The 15038-nt window shown below is 61.0% G+C and carries 12 protein-coding genes and 2 tRNA genes; 4 read left to right on the forward strand and 10 right to left on the reverse strand.

The window, feature by feature from the left end; translation table 11 throughout:
- The coding region (locus Q0520_RS01050; protein ID WP_298665554.1) for an ABC transporter permease at positions 1–614 on the forward strand (614 nt) is incomplete at its 5' end.
- 219 nt (positions 615–833) lie between these two features.
- Here Q0520_RS01050 and Q0520_RS01055 read toward each other — a convergent pair.
- The 3 genes from Q0520_RS01055 to Q0520_RS01065 all read right to left on the reverse strand — a co-directional run bounded on the left by Q0520_RS01055 (position 834) and on the right by Q0520_RS01065 (position 3710).
- Positions 834–1844: a site-specific DNA-methyltransferase gene (locus tag Q0520_RS01055; RefSeq protein WP_298665557.1), complete on the reverse strand. Its 1011-nt coding sequence runs from the start codon at positions 1842–1844 to the stop codon at positions 834–836.
- 134 nt (positions 1845–1978) lie between these two features.
- Positions 1979–3319, reverse strand: a complete 1341-nt coding sequence (locus Q0520_RS01060) for a PKD domain-containing protein (protein WP_298665559.1) — start codon at positions 3317–3319, stop codon at positions 1979–1981.
- Positions 3320–3636: 317 nt separating this feature from the next.
- Positions 3637–3710: transfer RNA gene (locus Q0520_RS01065), tRNA-Phe, on the reverse strand.
- 87 nt (positions 3711–3797) lie between these two features.
- Between Q0520_RS01065 and Q0520_RS01070 the strand changes: the two genes are divergently transcribed.
- Entirely contained in the window at positions 3798–4763 is a 966-nt protein-coding gene (locus tag Q0520_RS01070; RefSeq protein ID WP_298665562.1) for a DHH family phosphoesterase, read from the forward strand.
- On the opposite strand, the gene Q0520_RS01075 is transcribed toward Q0520_RS01070, so the two are convergent.
- The gene (locus Q0520_RS01075) at positions 4756–5538 is read right to left on the reverse strand and encodes a hypothetical protein (protein ID WP_298665565.1); all 783 of its coding nucleotides are present in this window, start codon (positions 5536–5538) and stop codon (positions 4756–4758) included. The genes Q0520_RS01070 and Q0520_RS01075 overlap by 8 nt on opposite strands.
- A 107-nt stretch (positions 5539–5645) precedes the next feature.
- On the opposite strand from Q0520_RS01075, the gene metG reads away from it, so the two are divergent.
- Complete coding sequence (gene metG, locus Q0520_RS01080; RefSeq protein WP_298665568.1) at positions 5646–7649, forward strand: methionine--tRNA ligase; 2004 nt, start codon at positions 5646–5648, stop codon at positions 7647–7649.
- Positions 7650–7813: 164 nt separating this feature from the next.
- Here the strand turns inward: metG and Q0520_RS01085 are convergent.
- The 3 genes from Q0520_RS01085 to Q0520_RS01095 all read right to left on the reverse strand — a co-directional run bounded on the left by Q0520_RS01085 (position 7814) and on the right by Q0520_RS01095 (position 9068).
- Positions 7814–7888: transfer RNA gene (locus tag Q0520_RS01085), tRNA-Arg, on the reverse strand.
- Between the two features lie 52 nt (positions 7889–7940).
- Positions 7941–8339, reverse strand: a complete 399-nt coding sequence (locus tag Q0520_RS01090) for a DUF473 domain-containing protein (RefSeq protein WP_298665571.1) — start codon at positions 8337–8339, stop codon at positions 7941–7943.
- Positions 8340–8345: 6 nt separating this feature from the next.
- Positions 8346–9068, reverse strand: a complete 723-nt coding sequence (locus tag Q0520_RS01095; protein WP_298665574.1) for a proteasome assembly chaperone family protein — start codon at positions 9066–9068, stop codon at positions 8346–8348.
- A 35-nt stretch (positions 9069–9103) separates the two neighbouring features.
- Between Q0520_RS01095 and Q0520_RS01100 the strand changes: the two genes are divergently transcribed.
- Positions 9104–9415, forward strand: coding sequence for a DUF5611 family protein (locus Q0520_RS01100; RefSeq protein ID WP_298665577.1), 312 nt, complete (start codon positions 9104–9106; stop codon positions 9413–9415).
- A 49-nt stretch (positions 9416–9464) separates the two neighbouring features.
- Here the strand turns inward: Q0520_RS01100 and Q0520_RS01105 are convergent, their stop codons facing one another.
- The 3 genes from Q0520_RS01105 to Q0520_RS01115 are packed head-to-tail and all read right to left on the reverse strand — an operon-like array spanning position 9465 to position 14850.
- On the reverse strand, positions 9465–10121 hold the full coding sequence (locus tag Q0520_RS01105; RefSeq protein WP_298665580.1) for a hypothetical protein: 657 nt from the start codon (positions 10119–10121) through the stop codon (positions 9465–9467).
- A 17-nt stretch (positions 10122–10138) separates the two neighbouring features.
- Entirely contained in the window at positions 10139–13657 is a 3519-nt protein-coding gene (locus tag Q0520_RS01110) for a NosD domain-containing protein (protein WP_298665584.1), read from the reverse strand.
- Between the two features lie 35 nt (positions 13658–13692).
- On the reverse strand, positions 13693–14850 hold the full coding sequence (locus Q0520_RS01115) for a hypothetical protein (RefSeq protein ID WP_298665586.1): 1158 nt from the start codon (positions 14848–14850) through the stop codon (positions 13693–13695).
- Positions 14851–15038: the final 188 nt, after the last annotated feature.

A 15038-nucleotide genomic window follows, 5' to 3' on the forward strand; every position in this document is an offset into this window, starting at 1 on the left:
CCACCTACAACTCGATCATCGTCACCGACCGCCTCTATGACGAACTGGAGGGGAAGGCGAACGGCTATGATCAGGTGCTGGTCATGGTCAGGAACATCGACGAGATCGACGGTGTGAAGGAGGCGATCGAGAAGAGTCTCAACGCCCGGAAGGAGACCGTGGAGATCATGGACCTGCGGGGCCTGATCGAGTCGATCAACTCTATCATCGGCACGGTCTCCCTTGTGGTGACCGGCATTGCCGGGATCTCCCTTGTCGTCGCCGCCGTGAGCATCTTCAACGTCATGATGATGTCGGTGAACGAACGTATCCGCGAGATCGGCATCCTCAAGAGTATCGGTGTGAAGAGGAGAGAGATCAGTCGGATGTTCCTGTACGAGGCGGCGATCCTGGGGTTCATCGGGTCCCTGATCGGCGGCATCCTCAGTCTCATCGGCGGCGGGGTGCTGATCCTGGTCGTCCTCCAGGACATCTCGTTCTTCTTCAGCCCCCCGGTCCTCCTCAACGTGGTCTGGGGTATGCTGGTGGGCACCGGGGTCTGCGTCCTCTCGGGCGTGTACCCTGCCTGGAAGGCCTCGAAACTCTCCCCGATCGTGGCGCTGGCGGCCGAGTGACGGCCCCGGCCCAGATCTCTTTTTTCAGGATCTGGAAGTTTCAGTTCCGGTGGGATTGGAGGGCGAATGGCGACTTCCCATCTCCGGACCTCACTCTGTCTTCCCTGGCCCTATCCTAATGTTGGGGGTGGGGGTCCGGGGGTGGATTGTAGGGAAGGCGGGTGGCCCGCACCGCCCGTCATGAGATCGGGAGACACGTCGACCGGAGCATGCCGGGTTCTACTCCGTCCCTCTTTTTTTCCTCCTGCTCTCGACCCCGGCCCTCTCCAGCGCATAGGTGATCGCCCACCGCCCCCTGCCAAACTCCCCGGCCAGGGTCTCGACGGCAACCTTCTTCGTTGCGCCCTTTTTCGTGAGTTCCCTGTACCTCGTCCTGAGCCTCCTGAGGTCCTCCGGCCGCCACCTCTTCCTGAGATTTGCCGGCCCGCGGACGACCGGGCACCGCAGTGTCTCCAGGAGTTCGCCGGGACGCACCGTCGCCGTCTCCCGCACCCCCGCCTCGAAGATCTTCTCCGAGACCTCGAAACCGACACAGCGCCTGTTCAGGCCCGTGGCCGCGATCGCCGTCGAGAACCCGCCGAGGAAGAGATCGCAGACGAGGTCGCCCTCGTTGCTGCTGTACTGGATCATCTTGGTGAGGAGGGCCGTCGGGAGTTCGTTCTTGTTCTTCGTCCTGCCGGGTTTGTACTCCCTGTTGATGGTCCAGACGTCCTCACGGTCGAGGTAGTTGAGGCACCCGCCGTCCTCCGCCCTCTCCTCCCTGCCGAAACGCACCTCCAGATTGAATGTCCGCTTCCCGCCGGGCTTTTCGTAGAAGAGGATGTGGTAGTGCGAGGAGACGTATTTGCGGCTGGTGTACACGCCGAAGGGATACTTCCAGATGATGTGGTTCACCTCTACAAGGGAGGTCTGGCGGAGTGCGTGGAGGATGTGGTAGAGGTTTGTGTAACCTGAGACGATATAGAGGGACCCGCCCGGCCTGAGGATCCGCTCGGCCTCCCTGATCCACCTCTCGCTGAAGGTCCCGTACTCCTCCTCCGGGACCTCGACATATCCGTCCACCACGAACTCTTCGTCCCTGTTGTAGTGGCGGTCCATCCTGTCGCCGTGGATACCGTACGGGGGGTCGGTGATGATCAGGTCGACAGAGTCAGTTGCAATGTGCTCCGCGGAACCGCAGATGCAGTCGCCGTTGTAAAAGAGGTTGCTGCCGATGGTGACCGATTTCATCTCCTCACGTTCAGACCTGGCTGTCCCTCCTGCCTTTAGTGATGTATCCCGGTCTCTGTTTTTGCTTTTACCGGTTGCGCTGTAGCGGCCCTCTTCTTTTCAGGGCCGGAAAAAAAGGGCAGGGTTTTTTTTCCCTATGCCGTGGCGGTGATGTAGTCGGTCTTTATCTCCCGGTCGCGTGTGACATTGTCGCTGTACACCGTGAGGTTGACGTCAAAGGTGTCCGGTGCCGTGTAAGTATGGGCCGGGTCCTGCTCTGTCGAGGTGGTGCCGTCACCGAAGTCCCATAGCCACGAGGAGATGTTATCCACCGTGCTCATGTCGGTGAACTGCACGGCGAGTGGGACCTTTCCCGATGTCGTGTTCGCGGAGAAATCAACCGTCCCGCCACTGACATTGATGAAGCCTTCCACCGAGGAGTTCCAGGTGGCGTTCTCCATATCTGTCACGGTGAGGGCGACGGTGAAGAGACCGGGTTCATGGTAGGTGTAGACCGGGTTCTGCACCGTCGACATATACCCGTCGCCGAAGTCCCAGTACCACGAGGAGATGTTGTCCACCGTGCTCATGTCGGTGAAGTACACGGTGAGCGGCGCCTCCCCTGCCGTGACGTCCGCGGAGAAGTTCACCGCCGACGAGACGTTGGTCGGGGTCACGGTGATCAACCCCTCTTTCGTCGCTGTCAACGTCTTGTTTTCCGTATCGGTCACAGTCAGGGAGACATTGTAGCGACCGGGCTCAGTATAGGTGAACACCGGGTTCTGCCCGGTCGAGGTCCCGCCGTCTGTCCCGAAGTCCCAGAACCATGAGGTGACGTTCTCCACCGTGCTCGTGTCGTTGAACCGGACGGTGAGCGGCGCCGGCCCGCTCGTCGGTTCTGCCGTGAAGTTCACTGCCTCGGACCCTGAGAGTTTGATTTTCATGGTGACGGCGGCAGTTGCGTTCCCGATGGTATGCTCGAACGCTTCTTTCTGGGGTGCATAGATGAGCCTGATCTCCTCGCCGTCGCGGAGAGACCTGTAGGTTGCGTTGTTTGTGATATATGCCGCTTCAGGGTCATAGAACCACCAGAGGGCAGTTTCATTGTCCTCGGCGCTCACGGTGATGTCGTCGATGCTGTTGACATAATACCCCCAGTCGGCCTGCCAGACTTCATATGTGAAGTTCCCTGCATCTGCCGCTTTATCGAGCGCTCCAAGCGGGGTGTTGCGGCTGACCTCAGCGTCGGTGCCTGTGTTGGCCGGGGTGACCGTGAAGGTCTCGCCAGGGTCGACGGTCACCGTCCCCTCCCAGATCGTGGCCGCCTCTGCCGAAGGCACGGCGCCGGAGGTTCCGGACTGCAGTGCGCCGCCATCGTCTGGTGCCCCGCTGAGAGAGAGGGAACCGATCTCCTCTGCGGCAAGCGCCCCTGCCGGCAGGGCCGTGCACAGGACGATGAGCAGGGCCATACCTGTTATACTGCGTGTACGCATCATTCTCTTCTCCTCTCCCCGGTCGATGGGCCATGGCCCCGTGCCGGTGGATTTCGGGAAGTGTGATGAATTGGCAAATATAATAATCCTCGCATTGTCTGGTATCTATTCGCAATGGCAGTGCAGGTCAGAAAAACAGGCTCGACAGGAATGAGATGACTATAATGGCCCCGTGGCAGGGCGACATGCCGGTGAGGCCCACCGTGCACCGACTACCTTGCGGTCACAGGGTGAAAGATGCAGGAAAAAATTCAGGGATTGCATATAACCACTCATGATTGAAAACCACTCCCCGTGGTTTTCATGGCAATCCCTGTCGATGCCCCAGCCCGGATTTGAACCGGGGACAACCAGATCTTCAGTCTGGCGCTCTCCCAGTCTGAGCTACTGGGGCGACCAATACATGTTGTCGTTTCCGGTTAATAAACCGTGCGGTTGCCACCGCCGCCCTTTTTAACTCTCTGCTCCCAGAATGTAGGTAATGGTTAGCGTCATCGAAGGCAGAAAGACCACCGACGAGGATATTGTCGCCGCGGTCGAGGGGAGGAAGGCCGGAATCCTTCACCTCACCCACAACGACCTCGACGCCGCCGGTGCCGACGCCGTCCTCAGGATGAAGTTCGGGAAGATCGCGACGATCTTCTCCTCAGTCGGACGGTACTCCTCGGTCCTCGCCCTCATTGCCGGGTGCGAGGGGCGGGGAGACGTCCTCTCGATCAGCGACCTCGGCTACCAGAAGGGGGTCGAGGCGGCGGTGCAGGCAGCGTCAGGGAACGGGTGGAAGGTCGAGTGGCGCGATCACCACCGCTGGACCGACACCGAAAAGGCTCTCGTCGAACCGCACTGCGCCCTCCTCCACATCGACACCTCAGTCTGCGCCACCGGTGTCGTCGCTCGCGACATCATGCCCGGCGACAGGACGGCCGCGGAGGTGGCGAGAGTCGTCTGCGACTACGACCTCTGGAAGAAGGAGGACCCGCGTTCCGACGTCCTCGGCCAGGTGACCCAGCGCCGGCAGCACCTCACCTATGTGCGAAACCTCCTCATGCAGGGGAAGTTCACCGACCGCCGAATCGAGGGGGTGTACGCCGAGATGAAGGCCGAGATGGACGCCGACATCCAGGCGAGCATCAGGCAGGCGAAGATCTACGGGAAAAAATATACGATCGCCTTCGCCCCTCTCCACGGCTACCCGTCTGAGACGGCCCACGCCATCAGGGACGCCCTCAACACCGACATCGAGGTGATCGTCTCCTCGAACGGTCGGTTCTCCATCAGGTCAGTCCCCCCTGTCAGCCACCTCATCGCCCGCGAGTTCGGCGGCGGCGGCCACCCGAACGCGGCCGGCGGCACCCTTCCCTTCACCCTCCTCGACCGCTTCCTCTTCTGGCTCTTCAAGCGGAACCGCCGTTTCGACGACCTCGTCGCGGTCGCCGAGGCTATCTGAGAATATAAGCCTCCGTGCGGAGGGCCTTCCACCGCTCCTCCTCTCCCTCCAGCGTGTACCCGGCCGCCGCGATCTCGTCGGGGTCGAAGTGCTCTGTCGCCGTCATCAGGTCCTCGTGGGTGGGGTGGAGGAGGGCGAGTTCACGCACGTCGTACTCGTCGGCAAGACTCCCGGCCTCACCGATCCCGGTCGGGTCGGTGACCAGCGTTGTCTGGTGTTCGAGGAGTCCGGCGAGGTGGTCGGCGTCCCTCTTCAGCGGGAAGAAGCAGACCTTCTTCCCCGCGAGTTCTTCCAGTTCTATCTCTCCGGCCTCCTCCGCGATGAGGACGTGGCCGCCCGCGCCGGCGTCCCGCATCTCCCGCATCAGGCGGCCGAAGGCATCGACGACCTCCTCTGTCATCTCGTCGTCGTCGCCATAATACGAGTCGGTAAAGTGGAAGAGCGACGGCGCCGGCAGTGCGAACCAGAGGCCCTTCTGCCGCCGGACAAGCATCCTGACATCCGCGACCGCTTCCTCCGCCCTGACGCCGACCTCGCCGGTCACCGCCGTCCCCTCGACACCTTCGAGGCAGTCGAGCACGCGCCGTGCATAAAAACGCCCCCCCGCGCAGGGGAGGTCCACACCCTGCTGGAGGCCGAAAGAGCGCTCCACCAGGTAGGCCGTGAGGTCGCCGCCAATCCCCCGCCGTCCCCGTACCCAGGGGGCGAGTTCTGCGACCTCCGGCGTCCTGATCTCGGCCCCGAATGAGCGCGTCCTGACCGCAATCCGCTTCATCGAAGAGTGATTGCCCTCCTCCCATATAGGGGTGATTGACGGGACGACCGCGATGCCGTCCGGCGTTTAAATAATGTATGTATATCTTCATCGCCAAGAGGATACAGATGAGTGGCAAACCGTTGCTGGTGACATGCGGCCTCCCCTACACGAACGGCCCCTGTCACCTGGGGCATCTGCGGACCTACATCCCCGCCGACTTCTACGTGCGCTACCTGCGGAGGTGCGGCGAGGACGTGGTCTTTATCTGCGGGTCTGACAACCATGGGACGCCGATCGTGATCAGCGCAGAGAAGGAGGGCGTGTCTCCTCGCGCCCTCGCCGAGCGCTACCACACGCACTTCGACGAGACCTTCAAGCGCATGGAGATCGCCTTCGATTACTTCGGCATGACAGACGACGCGGCCAACCACCGCCGTGCGCAGTCGATGGTGCAGACCCTGATCGACAACGGCTATGTCTACTCGCAGACGATCCAGCAGAGTTTCTGCACAAAGTGCAACCGTTTCCTCCCTGACAGGTACGTGGAAGGGATCTGCCCGTACTGCGGCGCCGAAGCGCGGGGCGACGAGTGCGACCGTGGATGTGGCCGTCACCTCGAACCCGGCGAGATCAAGAACCCGGTCTGCAAGGTCTGCGGGTCGCCGGCCGAGATGCGTGAGCAGAAGCACTTCTTCTTCAAGCTCGGCGAGTTCAAGGAGTTCCTGCTGAACTACCTGGACGGTCTCTCGGGCACCTCGAATGCCCGCAACTATGCGATCGGCTGGGTGAAGGACGAACTCCATGACTGGTGCATCACCCGGACTCTCGACTGGGGCGTGAAGTTCCCGGGCAGGAACGACCTGGTGGTCTATGTCTGGGTGGACGCTCCCATCGGCTACATCTCCTTCACGGAGGAGTGGGCGGCGAAGACCGGGAACGACTGGAAGCGCTACTGGTGCGGCGACGGCGAGGTCACCCACTTCATCGGGAGCGACATCATCTACCACCACTGCATCTTCTGGCCCGCCCTCCTCCACGGCGCCGGCTACAAGATGCCCCACGCCGTGGTCGCCTCCGGCATGGTGAAGTTCGAGGACCAGAAGTTCTCGAAGTCCCGCGGCTATGTCGTCTGGACGAACGACGACTACCTGGACCAGGGCCTCCCGGCCGACTACCTCCGCTACTACCTCCTCTCGTACACGAGCCACACCAAGGAACTGAACTTCTCCTGGCGGATCTTCCAGGAGCGGGTGAACACCGAGATCGTCAACACTCTCGGGAACTTCTTCTACCGCACCCTCCACTTCGCCCACAAGTTCTTCGGTGGCGTCCCGCCAGGCCAGGCCGACCCGGAGGTCATCTCCGAGATCGGGCGCTGCCTTGAGGGGCTCGACGTCTCGGTGCGGGAGTACGAGTTCAAGAACGCGGTGGACTCGATCATGGCGCTCGCCGCCTACGGGAATATGTACATCCAGAACAACGCCCCCTGGAAACTGGTCAAGACCGACCGGGCCGCTGCGGAGCAGGTGATCATCAACTGCCTCCAGCTCGCCCGCGCCCTCGCCCTCATCATCGAGCCGGTCATGCCAGACGCCGCGGGGCGGGCCTGGGCAATGCTCGGCTATACGGACGGCGTCTCTACCCACCGGGTCAGCGAAGCGCTTGAACCGGTGCAGAGCGGGCCCCTGCCGGCACCCGAACCCCTCTTTGCGAAGATCGAGGACGATAAGGTTGCCGAACTGGAAAAGATACTGGAAATGCGCGTGAGTGAAGCACGGATGAAAGAAATGAAAGCATCAGAAGAAAAGACCTCTGAGGTCTCCATCGACGATTTCGCGGCGATGGACCTCAGGGTCGCCCGCGTCGTCAGCGCGGAAGCGGTGAAGGGTTCGAAGAAACTGTTGAGGCTCATGGTCGACCTCGGCGACGAGCAGAGGCAGGTCGTCTCCGGCATCGCCACGTTTTACTCCCCCGAGGAACTTGTCGGGAAGAGCGTCGTGATGATCGCGAACTTGAAGCCGGCAAAGATCTTCGGGATCGAGAGTTGCGGTATGATCCTTGCGGCGGGCGACGAGGCTTCCCTCCTCACGCCCCTGCGCGACGTGGCGCCCGGCACGAAGATCCGATAAACCCTTTTTTTCTGATTTTTTGAGTAAGAGATCCCGCATCAGGTGCGGGACGCACCATTGATCCCGTGGACTTTCTTGATCGAGCTAAGGCAGGACGCCGGTTCGTTGGTGGTCCCGTAACACCGTGCTTCACGCTCTGGGGACCGGTTTTCTGTAAAAATGAACGGGCCTGGGGGGATTCGAACCCCCGGCATCCGGGTTAGAAGCCCGGCGCTATGTCCTGGCTAAGCCACAGGCCCCCGTGACCACAAGAGTTTGCTTTCCGTGGTTAAGAAAGTTGTGAAGGAGGGATCAGATGGCGCGGTAATGCGCCGCCTTTACAGCATCCACCACGACCGGGTGACAGATGGACCCGATCTCCACTTCCTTCACCATGGAGTTGCCGCAGTATCCCACCTGGACGCGCGCGGAGAGGCGCTCGCGCTCCTCGTAGTAGACCGGGTGGATGTAGTCTATGATCCGCTTCATGTTGATGTTCACCGAGAGCACCCTGACGATGATCCCGACATCACCGGCCGAGAGGTCTTCGAGGTCGACGCTCGTGAGAAAGAGGTGGGTGTCGGGGCCGGGTTCGAGCGCTGCGACGGAAATGACGTTGTTCGTGCTCTGCAACTCTATGGTCCGCGGTTTCCCCTGTTTAATCTCTGATATGACCCCTCCCGCTATCCCTGTCAATGCAGTCAGTCTCATTCCGCATCACCCGTACATCGGAAGGTTCTCTTTTTTCTGGATCGTCTCGGTGCTCTGGACATCTTCGGCGAGTTTGTGCATCGTCGCCTCGATCTCGGCCGCCTGTTCGAGGAGGGGGTCGACATCAATGTCCATGCCATACAGGGTGTTGAGCACCTTCAGGGTCGCCGCCGCCGAGCGGGGGTCGGGGGTGTTCACCGTCTCCCCGAGGAACCCGTAGCCCGGGATGTTCCTGATCTTGCACTCGGTCAGGATGCTCCCGGCGATCCCGGAGATGCTCCCCATCGGGAGGATGACAGTCTCGTCCTGTATCCTCGCCAGCATCTCCTCGTGGGTGGCGACGCCAAAGACTCTCTTCTCGGGTTCGTTGGTGACGATGCCCGCGATGGTGATCACCTCCTTCACGGGGAAGCGGGTGAGCCAGTCGATGATCCCGTTGGCCACCTCGTAGCAGATCATGGGATGGATCGGGATGTCGGCGACGATCGCCGCCGTCTCCGCCTTCTCGTAGATCCTGACCGGGACGTTGATGACGCCCTTCGCCATCATGGCGACGGGCGGGAAGTATTTGCTCGTGATGTTCCCGATCTGCTCGAACTCCATCTGCTCCACGAGGTACTGCAGGGCAATGCTCCCCACGAGGCCACTGCCCGGAAAGCCCATGAGGACGAGAGGGTTCTTGCCGCTCAGGGGCTTTGAAGTGATTTTTATCTCCGGTTCGGCCGACATTATCTTAACATACACAGTCGACTACATAAAGTACTATGCAGGAATATCCGATTAAGCGGGGGTTCAAGCAGGGCTTTGAAGAGCGGATGATTGCCTCCCTCTCGGAGTGCTTCGGCGTGGAACCGTCGGAGGCGACCGGCCGGTACACCATCTCGTACGGCGCACTGAAGATGCTTTCCGTCTCCCTCGGCCCGAAGGGGAACACTCTCATCGTGGACACCGAGTCCGACCGTGACGCGGACGACGAGACGATCCTGGACACGAACCGCCGCTTCAGGAAGTACCTCGACGCCGTGACCGGGTACAATTCCAAGGAACGGGCGAAGAAGATGCAGAAGGCCAGCTAAGAGAATACTTTTTTCACTCTGTTTCTTTCAAAAAAAAGGGAGTGACTGATCACTCTTTCCGGTTTTTACTGATGTAGAACCCGGCGATGCATGCAATGAGGAGGAGAGCGAGCGCTGCCGCCGTCACGATGACCGTGGTCAGGTCGGCGGGTGCTTCTCCGGCCGGTGTGACGACGGTGTCGACGGGTGCCGGTGTTCCGGCCGCCGTGGTGGCGGCGGGTGCGGGAGGCTGGGTCTCTGTCGGGGCTCTGGCATCAAGGGCCGGGGCTGTGGTGACGGAGACTGCCGGTGAGGAGGAACCTCCTCCTCCGCCGCCTCCACCGCTCCCTCCTCCTCCACCGCCGCCGTCCTTTGCCTGGAGGGTGAGGTCGTTGTGCTGTTTGCCGGGGTTGAAGGTGGCGGTCGTGGAGACGGCCTTCCCGTTCACGGTGAAGGTGATGGTCCTGCCGATGTCGCTCGCATAGCCGGTGACGGCGAGTTTCTGGTCGTACTGGTCAGGACCGCCGAAGGCGCCGTCCTCTGTCGTCGTCAGGGTGCCCCGCATCTCGCCGTCGATGAGGGCGGTGATGGTGGTGCCCGCAGGTGCGGATTTGCCGTCGATGGTGATCTGTCCGCTGTACTCGTCAGGGAATTCAGGTATCCCCTCCGCCGCTGTGGCCCCTGCCACGAGGGCGAGGAGGAGTATGAGTGTGAGGTATGTCTTCATGGTCTGCCTCGAAAAAATTAGGCGCTGATGGCCGCCAGCGTGCCGTCGGCACGCATGAACAGCCAGTAGCCCCGCCCCGGTTCCATCGGGAGGGTGTCGACATGGCTGCCGACAGCGCCGTTGATGGCCGAGCGTTCGTAGACCTGGTTTGCAGCGTCGAAGCCGATGAGGATGGCCCAGGTATCTTTCACTGATTCGAGTGCGTCTCTGGTCGGTTGGGGTTCGATGTCCGAGTAGCCGACGGCGTTCCAGCCTGCGGCAAGGCGCAGGGTCGGCGGGGTGGTGATGTCCTCGGTGCTGAAGGTGAGGGGGACGTTTGTGACCTGTTTTGCATAGACCCAGACGCCCTGGAGGGGCAGGATCTTGTCGTCCTTCCCGAGGGTCTTCCAGAGGCCGTTCCTGGTGTCGAAGGTGTAGATGGAGTGGCCGGCGCAGTCGACGTTCGCAAAGATCCCGGCGGTGTCGTTGCCGGGGGCGAGGGTCCGCGGGGTGGAGACGAAGTTCCAGCCTTTCTCCAGGGTGATGACCATGCCGCCGTCGCCTGCTGCAAGGCCGACGAGCCTGATGGCGTCGACGCTGCCGAGGCGCTTCTCCGCGGGCACATCGCTGCCGACGAGTTTGAGGGGCCAGTCGCCCTTGGCGAGGGGCCAGTCGTCGATCTCGTTTGCGAGGATGATCTTGTTGTTCTTCTTCACGGTGCTGCTGTTGAACTCGACACTCCTGTCGTCGGCGGTACCGGCGAGGCCGTCGGCACCGTAGTCGATCAGGACGACGGTGTAGCCGGCGTCGGCGAGGTCGTCGCGGAAGGGTGCGTGCTGGTCGGTGTCGTCGACCCAGCCGCAGAGGAGCCAGAGGGGCACGCCCGACCAGGTCTTCCCGCCGTCGGTCCAGGTGGCGCCGTGGCTGGCCTGGGTGCAGGTGACGGCCTGCTCAAAGTAGGAGCGGTCGATCTTCCGCGTGATGGCGCCGGAGAGTGAGAGGGACCAGTCCTCCCTGGGTTCGGGGACGATCTTGATGGTGGTGATCTTCTTGACAGACATGCCTGCCGCGGAGGGCCAGTCGGTCCAGTAGTGGTGGTAGTCCTTGCCGAAGCAGGTCCGCATGTCGTCGTTCCCGAAGACGCCGTCGGGGGTGAGGAAGAAGAGCTGCGGCCCGTCGCCCCATTCAGGGTACTCGCCCATCTTGGCGTCCCACCAGGCGATCATGGCGGGGCCCTGCCTCTCGTTGGGGGCGAGGACTGCGGAGGAGGGGATTTTGCCGGGGAAGTTGTCCCTGCCGGCGAACTGGATCTCGCCGCCTTCGTAGACGCCGCCGACGAGGTCGCAGAGGTCGGCGAGGGCCGTGCCTTTGACGGTGTTGTTGACCTTGCCGAGGTTGAGGTCCTCTGCCGGGTTCCAGGGGTCGTTCTTGTCGAAGGAGGGGCCCTGGAACCTGAGCATGGTGCCGTTCTCACCGCCGAGGAGGGGGAGGTGGCGCTGCATCCACCTGATGCTGACTGTCTTGTTCTCGGCGACGGTGACGCCGTCGGGGGCGTACTTGATGATCTCGATGGAGGTGAGGGTGGCCGGTGCGACGACGGTGACGTCGGCGGTGCCTTCGATCTCGCCGCACGCGGCGGTGAGGGTGACGGTGCCGGGTTTGACGGCCTCGAACCACCCTGTCTCGTTCACGGTGCCGATGCTCTCGTCGCTCGTCGTCCACGTGAGGTCAAGGCCGGGGATGGTGGATGTGTCCCAGTTGAGGCCGGTGGCGTTGAACTGCCAGGTCTCGCCTGTCTCGGCCTCGAAGGTCCCGGGTTTGACGGTGATGCCGGTGAGGACAGGGGCGGGTTTCGCGATCGCGCCGTCCTGCCAGACGCCCATCATCGGGTAGTCGTCATGGTAGTCGCCGGTGACGCTGTCTATGCCGAGGAGCATGGGTTCGTCGCCGATGCCGTCCCCGTCCGCGTCGGTGCCGGTGTAGCCGCCGTAGTAGTTGCCGACATAGCCGGTGTGCTCGGCGTCGTTGTAGGTGTAGGTGACCATCTCAGGCGAGTGGTAGGTGTTGGGGTTGAGGCACTCGACGGTGCCGAAGAAGGCGTTGGCCCAGATGACGTTGTCGGTGGGGTTGTCCTTGACGCAGAGTTCGTCGTCTGCGTTGTTCCAGCAGGTGTTGTTGAAGACGGTGTTGCCGGTGACGTCGTCCCTGAGGCTGATGCCCCGGCGGGTGTTGTCGTGGCAGGTGTTTGCCTCGATGAGGTTGCCGGTGGCGTCGCCGCCGAGGTGGATGCCGTTGTAGCAGGCCCCGCCGCAGTCGTTGCCGATGATGCGGCAGTCGTCGTAGCCGACGCTCTCGATGCCGGCGACGTGTTCGTTGGTCGGCCCGCGGACGGAGAAGCCTTCGACGGTGATGCCGTCGGCCTTGAGATCGAAGACCGGTTTCTCGGGCACTTTGGCGGTCACGGTGACGGCCTTCGTCCCGTTCTCGGTCCTGATGGTCAGGCCCTTGTCGACGAGCACGTTCTCGGTGTAGGCGCCGTCGCGGACGACGATGGTGTCGACGCACTGTGCGGCGTCCACGGCCTCCTGGATGGTGGTGTAGACGCCGTCCCCGCCGTCGTCGTCGACGTACAGGGTCTGCGGGACGAGGACTTCATACTCCCCGCCCGCCGCGGTCAACGGTGCGTGATCGGTGCCGAGGCCGTCGGGGAGGTCGTAGGGCGTGTCGATGACGCCGTCGTTGTTGGTGTCGTCGCCGGTGTAGTCAGACCAGGAGTTGCCGAGGTAGCCGGTGTGGGTGGTGTCTTTGTAGGCGTAGGTGAGGGGGGTGGTGGAGTTCCATGAAACTTTAAACGGAGTGTTCCATTCAAACTCCCACGTACAGGTGACTTTATTGTCAGTCAGAGTATTGGAATAGATTTCAAATCCGTTTCCGGGATCGTAGAAACCGATCACCTTTCCGTTTGAAGAGAAAGTGTTCCCTGCGATGGTGCAGTTGTTGGAATGATATGGCAGTAATCCTGCAGTGTTGTTAATGAAATGGTTGTTCAGGATCTTTGTCCCGTCCACCTCTTCCATATATAATACACTGTATGTTGTTGTGGCGTCCTTGATCGTGTTGTTTTCAAATGTAAGATTACTGGATTTGATCCGAATTCCCATGTCACTTTTAAAAAGGCCATCAAATACACAATCCCTGACAATGCAGTCTGGGTTAAATACCGCTAAGCCCTCAGAGGATTTGAGGACAGTAAGTCCTTCGAGTAGTATCCCATTGCCCCTGAGTTCTATACCCACATCTGCTCCTTTAAAATCAACAGTGACAAGATCCGCTCCTTCGCCTGTGATGGTGAGGTGCGACTTTTCTACTTCAAACCAGGGATAGATCCCCGCTCTAACGAAGATCGTGTCGCCCTCTGCGGCGGCGTCGATGGCATCCTTGATAGTGGTGTAGACTCCCTCGCCACCGTCGTCGTCGACGTAGAGGGTCGCCGCCGTCGCTGGGGCGATGAGGAGAGCAAGCAGAATAAGGCAGAAAATTCCAATCGATTTTTTCATGAAAATCACCATAAGGAAAAGAAAAAAAGGGTTGGTTAGTGGTGATGGGTCACCACGAGCTTTACGTAGTCGGTCGCAAGGTGGGAGGCCTTTGCTGGAAGGGCCACATGCGCCGCGTTCTGCTTCACGAGCACCGTGACATTCCCGTTGACGACATAGTCACCGATGTTTGAGGTGATGTTGCCGGAGATGGACTCGTAGCCGGTGCCGTTCTTCCAGATGTAGGTGGTGGCGCCCTGGTCTGCGCCGGAGTTGTCGTGGCTGCTGGTGCCGTTCCAGGTGACGGCGAGTTTCTCGATGTTGGCTGCGTCCTCGGTGACGTTGAAGACGAAGCGCTGGGCGGCGTACTCGCCGGTAGCCTTGCTGTCGGTCTGCTCATAGACGCTGTCATCGGCAGCGATCTTTGAGGTGTCGACGGTGGTGTCGCTCGGGTCGTTCAGGCCCGGGGAAGCGCCGACGCCGCCCTCGTACGCATACTCGACGGTGTCGCCGCCGGTGGCGAAGTCATAGCGGTGCGGGGGGTAGATGTTGATCGTGTCGACGGTCTGGACGGAGAGGCCCTTTGCCGAGGGTCCGACGAAGTCGGATTTTTTGTCCTTTGAAAACTGCCAGTACCAGGGAGCGAAGCAGTTCTTCATGTCCTGGTTGCTGAAGGTCAGGTCGTTTTCAGAGTAGAAGAAGAGGCGCATGCCCTTGGTCCAGCCCGGGACGAAGCCGTACTCGGAGTCCCACCAGCAGAGGACCATCTCGCCCTGGCCTGCGATGGGTTCGTAGACATTGGTCTTGTTGAAGTACCGGGTCGCCTTCGGGTACGTCGAGTCGGCGATCATGATCTCCGAGCCGTCGGGCATCCCGCCGACCTGCAGGACGATGTCCTCGACCAGGGTGCCGTTGTGGGCGCCGTAGTTCCCGAGGTTCACGCTCTCGGTGGCGTCCCATCCGTCCTGGAAGTCTGCCTGGTTAAGGCCGGAGTTCGCCCAGTCCGTGGGGGTGACCAGGCCCTGCATGGAGATGTTGCTGGAGATCGGGTACTGGGCCATGCCCATGAGAGTGGGGGTGGTGTTCAGGGTCGTCGAGTCGTCGACGACGGCATAGTTGTTGTCGCAGTACCTGGTCACGGTGACGCTTTGCGTTGCCGCCGTCGCCGGCATGACCAGCACCGCGAGGGCGATGCACAGGCAGAGAACTGCCATTGGTGTTTTTATTCGTGTAATCATACTTTCCGAGGTCATTATTTTTCCTTCCGTCGTAGTAACGACAATGAATACTCGATCAGGGGCACTATAAATCTCTTTTGATGAAAATGTCAAAAATATTAAGCAAACTATGTTGATCCCGTTGACATGCCTGCCCGGTTTTTGCCGGGGAAATACCGGGAAAT

Source organism: uncultured Methanofollis sp., from assembly GCF_937919355.1.
In the GTDB taxonomy this organism is placed as follows: Archaea; Halobacteriota; Methanomicrobia; order Methanomicrobiales; family Methanofollaceae; genus Methanofollis.

Bases quoted from the DNA above. Each gene is read 5' to 3' on its own strand.
- metG (WP_298665568.1), top strand. From the start codon at position 5,646: ATGAGTGGCAAACCGTTGCTGGTGACATGCGGCCTCCCCTACACGAAC.
- Q0520_RS01095 (WP_298665574.1), bottom strand. From the start codon at position 9,068: ATGTCGGCCGAACCGGAGATAAAAATCACTTCAAAGCCCCTGAGCGGC.
- Q0520_RS01075 (WP_298665565.1), bottom strand. From the start codon at position 5,538: ATGAAGCGGATTGCGGTCAGGACGCGCTCATTCGGGGCCGAGATCAGG.
- Q0520_RS01055 (WP_298665557.1), bottom strand. From the start codon at position 1,844: ATGAAATCGGTCACCATCGGCAGCAACCTCTTTTACAACGGCGACTGC.
- Q0520_RS01060 (WP_298665559.1), bottom strand. From the start codon at position 3,319: ATGATGCGTACACGCAGTATAACAGGTATGGCCCTGCTCATCGTCCTG.
- Q0520_RS01105 (WP_298665580.1), bottom strand. From the start codon at position 10,121: ATGAAGACATACCTCACACTCATACTCCTCCTCGCCCTCGTGGCAGGG.
- Q0520_RS01110 (WP_298665584.1), bottom strand. From the start codon at position 13,657: ATGAAAAAATCGATTGGAATTTTCTGCCTTATTCTGCTTGCTCTCCTC.
- Q0520_RS01070 (WP_298665562.1), top strand. From the start codon at position 3,798: ATGGTTAGCGTCATCGAAGGCAGAAAGACCACCGACGAGGATATTGTC.
- Q0520_RS01090 (WP_298665571.1), bottom strand. From the start codon at position 8,339: ATGAGACTGACTGCATTGACAGGGATAGCGGGAGGGGTCATATCAGAG.
- Q0520_RS01100 (WP_298665577.1), top strand. From the start codon at position 9,104: ATGCAGGAATATCCGATTAAGCGGGGGTTCAAGCAGGGCTTTGAAGAG.
- Q0520_RS01115 (WP_298665586.1), bottom strand. From the start codon at position 14,850: ATGGCAGTTCTCTGCCTGTGCATCGCCCTCGCGGTGCTGGTCATGCCG.